Source organism: Acidimicrobiia bacterium, assembly GCA_016650365.1.
Classification (GTDB): Bacteria; Actinomycetota; Acidimicrobiia; order Spongiisociales; family JAENVV01; genus JAENVV01.
Genome location: JAENVV010000311.1, coordinates 1 through 1,712 on the forward strand (window position 1 = coordinate 1; position 1,712 = coordinate 1,712).

Below are 1,712 nucleotides of genomic sequence, written 5' to 3' on the forward strand. Positions count from 1 at the left end.
AGGTAACCGGCCTGCCGTTTGCAGTCGAGCTCGCGGTCGCGTGAGATTCGTCGCGAGTCCTTCGGTCTACAGCTCACAGCCGGAGCTCTGAGCAGTCCTCTAGGAACATTCGTTGGCCCTGGCACACCAAAGGCTGGGGTTGCTTCGAAATGGGGGAGGAGGTAGCGACGGAGAATGGCCGCGTAGCTCTCGCGGTCGGAGTCAGGTCTGCGATCGTCGGAACCCAACGGTTGGCCCGGGCCCCGAACGTCTCATCGCGGAGCCCGGCCCTGACCTGGACCTGGACTACCTCCGCCGTCAGCCGCCGACTTCGTTGAGTCGTCCGGTTTTTACGTCGAAGACGAATCCTCGGATGTTGGTTTTGTTGGTGATGAACGGGTTGGCCTGGAGGCGGCTGATCGATTGTTGGACGTCGTCGACTTCGTCCTCGAACGATTCGAGAGCAAACGATGGTCTGATGCCAACGTCGGCGCTGATTTGTGCCTTGACCTCGTGGTCCTGGAAGGTGAGCATCCCGCAGTCGGAATGGTGGATGAGGATGATCTCTTTGGTGCCGAGGAGACGTTGGGATATGACCAGTGATCGGATGGCATCATCGGTGATTACCCCTCCGGCGTTGCGGATGACGTGGGCTTCACCGAGCGCGAGACCCAGGATCCGATAGACATCGAGCCGCGCATCCATGCAGGCGACGACCGCCACCTGCTTGCTTGGTGGCATGGCCAGGTCTCCTTGGTCGAACGTGGCTGCGTACGTTTCGTTGTTGGCGAGTAGTTCGTCGGTGACAGTCATCGGGTTCCTCCTCGGAGGGCTTGGTCGGGGGCAGGGGTGGCCGGTGGTCGGGTCATGATCCGACCACCACCGGTACGTTGACGAGGGATCCGTACTCGGTCCACGATCCGTCGTAGTTTTTGGCGTTCCGGTGGCCGAGGAGTTCGTGGAGTACGAACCAGGTGTGTGAGGACCGCTCGCCGATCCGGCAGTAGGCGATCGTTTCGGTGGTGTCTGTGACTCCGGCGTCGCCATAGATCGCCTGCAACTCGGCGACCCTTTTGAAGGTGCCGTCCTCGTTGGCGGCTCGGCTCCAGGGAACGTTCTTGGCTCCCGGGATGTGGCCTCCGACGTACGGTTGTTCTTGAGGCAGGTGATCGGGAGCCAGTTTCTTTCCGCTGAATTCTTCGGGAGACCGCACGTCGATGAACGTGGCAGATTCGACCGCAGTCAGAACTTCGTCGCGGAAGACTCTCAGCTCAGGACGCTCCGGGCCGGCAATTTTGAAGCCGCTCGGGGTGTAGGTCGGGCGTTCGGTGGTCAGGGCGAGACCATCGAGTTCCCACTTCTGGCGGCCTCCGTCGAGCAGTTTCACCTTGTCGAAACCCCGATACTTGAGCAGCCAGTACGCATACGCGGCGAACCAGTTGTTGTTGCCGCTGTAGAGAACGACGGTAGTGTCGGCTCCGACGCCGGCCGCTGCCAACAATGAGCTGAAACCGTCCTGGTCGAGGTAGTCGCGGCGGGTTTCGTGGTGCAGGTCCGTGGACCAGCTCCAGGCAATCGCCCCGGGGATGTGGCTTTCTTCGTACAGCGAGGTGTCTTCGTCCACCTCGATGATCCGGATGGTGTCGTCGCCGAGGTGATCGGACAACCAGGCGGTGTCAACGAGGGCATGATGATCGGTATAGGGCATGTTTGGTCGGCTCCTTCGATGTGGG

At 61.1% G+C, this 1,712-nt stretch carries 2 protein-coding genes; both read right to left on the minus strand.

Annotated elements, in window-relative coordinates:
* Window positions 1-297: 297 nt before the first annotated feature.
* Window positions 298-792: a carbonic anhydrase gene (locus JJE47_16975; protein ID MBK5269117.1), complete on the minus strand. Its 495-nt coding sequence runs from the start codon at window positions 790-792 to the stop codon at window positions 298-300.
* Between the two features lie 52 nt (window positions 793-844).
* Window positions 845-1,687 carry a sulfurtransferase gene (locus JJE47_16980; GenBank protein ID MBK5269118.1) on the minus strand — a complete coding sequence of 281 codons (843 nt, stop codon included), beginning with the start codon at window positions 1,685-1,687 and terminating at the stop codon, window positions 845-847.
* Window positions 1,688-1,712 lie beyond the last annotated feature (25 nt).

Coding starts and splice junctions, on each gene's coding strand:
- JJE47_16980 (MBK5269118.1), bottom strand. CDS start 1,687: ATGCCCTATACCGATCATCATGCCCTCGTTGACACCGCCTGGTTGTCC.
- JJE47_16975 (MBK5269117.1), bottom strand. CDS start 792: ATGACTGTCACCGACGAACTACTCGCCAACAACGAAACGTACGCAGCC.